This window comes from Micromonospora sp. NPDC047707 (assembly GCF_040704235.1).
Lineage (GTDB): Bacteria > Actinomycetota > Actinomycetes > Mycobacteriales > Micromonosporaceae > Micromonospora.
The window spans coordinates 1-2,164 of sequence record NZ_JBEYSU010000125.1 but is presented as its reverse complement, the minus strand read 5'-3'; the positions used below and the strand labels follow the sequence as shown (position 1 = coordinate 2,164).

Sequence of the window (2,164 nt, the reverse complement as noted above, 5' to 3'; positions counted from 1 at the left end):
AACGGTGGCACGTCGAACGGACAAACAGCTGGCACAACGCGTTCAACCGACTCCAACGCTGCCACGAACGAACAGAGAAAGTCATCGACGCCTACTTCGACCTCGCCGACGCGATCATCACCGTCCGCAGCCTCATCCGACGCGCATGGACCCTCTACCGATGGGACAACCGACCCACCCGCCGCCGATGACCCACCAACCATTCCGCGCAACCTCCTAATAGTGCTTTGTTAGGTTCTGTGGCGTTTGTTGCGGTGTAGCGGTTTCACGGGTTGGTGGCAGGTGAGGCAGGCGCCGGTCCAGGTCGCGAGGAGTTGTTGCAGCTCGCGGATGACGGTGTAGAGGGTCAGGCCGGCGCATCCGCTTTTCACTCGAAAGTGACGGCGACAGGTCCATCAGGCTGATGCTGGGCGGGGTTCGATCGTGACGTGGAAGCCTAGTTGTTCGAGGCGTTCGACGAGCCTGCGGCGTTGGCGGTCGGGGTTGATGAGGTTGAGGTAGTAGTCCGCGCCGAGGTCTTGGTAGGTGTTGCCACCGGCCAGGATGTGCCACATCGCGACGAGGTGGCTGTGGGCCACGGCGACCAGGGCCCGTTTCGCGCCGCGTCTGGCGGCTATGCGCCTGTACTGGGCGCTGGCGTAGGTGTTCTTGGTGCGGACCGCTGACATCGCGGCGATGCCCAGGGCGGCCTTGAGCCATCGGTTGCCTGGTCGGGTGTGCGTGGGTTTGGCCTTGCCCGCGGTCTTGTTGTTCCCAGGGCAGACCCCAGCCCAGGACGCCAGATGTGCTGCGGAGGCGAAGCGGTGCATCTCGGGCCCGATCTCGGCAAGGATCGTCTGGGCACCACGGCGGTCGACGCCGGGGATGGTGTCCAGGAGCGCGATCTGCGGCTCGTAGGCCGCCGTCTCGGCGTCGATGCGTCCACCGAGGTCGGTGATCATCTTGTTGATGAAGTCGAGGTGGTCGAGGACCTGCTGGCAATAGAACGCGTGGTGGTCGGAGAACCGGCCGACGAGGGCGTCGGCCAGGGCGCCGAGCTTCCTGCGCATCGTGCCCAGCGCGAGGTCCGCAATCACGTGCGGGTCGCGCTCACCGGCGATCAGCGCCTCGATCATCATTCGCCCCGACCGGCCGGTGATGTCGGCAGCCACGACACCGAGCTTGACGCCGGCGTCCTCGAGAATCTTCTCCAACCGCTGCTTCTCCCTGGTCCGCTCGGCCAACAGAAGCGTCCGCCTGCGGGTCAGATCGCGCAGCCGACGCATCGGTGGCGGCGGAACGAACGACGGCCGCACCAGGCCGTGTGCGACCAGATCGCAGATCCACTCAGCGTCGGTCATGTCGGTCTTGCGTCCCGGGACCGCACGCATATGACGGGCATTGAGCAGCCAGCACTCGAACCTGTCCTCCAGCAGGTAGAAGACTGGCTTCCAGTAGTCGGAAGTCGACTCCATGCCCACCCGGGTAACCTCGTGCTCGGCCAGCCAGTCGGCCAGAGCCAACAGGTCCGCGGTCATGGTCGTGAACTTGCGCTTGACCATCCGAGCGCCGCTCTTCGGACCGGGGATCCGAACGCAGGCCACCAGCGACGCCTTCGCGATATCCAAGCCGGCCGTCCGCTCGGCTACCACTTCGATGCCCATCCTCCTCGGCTCCTTCCCACGACGAGCGGACAAGGCGCGACCGGGATGACGGGAACCAAATCTTCAAAGAGTTTCACTCGCGTGCTCGGGGCAACGGTCCAGGGGCTCCTGCCCTCGGCTCCCACGTCCGATTGGGTCACAGGCTCGAAGCGCCACTAAAGCGATCGACGTCTACCACCCCGGCCGCTACGAACCATTTTCATCACTCCAGGACCGCTGCACCAGCGCCGATGATTGGGTCCAGACGCAGTTCCGTGATGAACAGGTGCGCGGCGGTGACCAGGGTGACGTGGCGGTGCCACCCGGTCCAGGAACGGCCTTGAACTGGCTGTTGTCGCCGTAGCCGGCGTCGGCGGCCAGCAGTGGCGGGCGCAGCCCGTGCTCGGCCAACTCGTCGAGCATCTCCACCACCAGCGACCACTTCGGCCGATGACACCCCCTGTGTCAACCTCCCGCCGCGACAGGCGCGCTGAGCATTGCTGCGGCTCGATGTTTAGTGGGGTCGTAGAGGACGCCGTCAA

1 protein-coding gene and 2 pseudogenes are annotated in these 2,164 nt (G+C 65.3%); 1 reads left to right on the top strand and 2 read right to left on the bottom strand.

The genetic code is table 11. The features are described 5' to 3' along the window. Positions 1 to 191, top strand: a pseudogene (locus AB0873_RS32315) (IS5/IS1182 family transposase); the annotation flags it as partial. Between the two features lie 204 nt (positions 192 to 395). On the opposite strand, the gene AB0873_RS32310 reads toward AB0873_RS32315, so the two are convergent. Continuing rightward, positions 396 to 1,637 carry an IS110 family transposase gene (locus tag AB0873_RS32310; RefSeq protein ID WP_366604564.1) on the bottom strand — a complete coding sequence of 414 codons (1,242 nt, stop codon included), beginning with the start codon at positions 1,635 to 1,637 and terminating at the stop codon, positions 396 to 398. A 324-nt stretch (positions 1,638 to 1,961) separates the two neighbouring features. Continuing rightward, positions 1,962 to 2,075 (bottom strand): annotated as a pseudogene (locus AB0873_RS32305) (transposase); the annotation flags it as partial. Positions 2,076 to 2,164 lie beyond the last annotated feature (89 nt).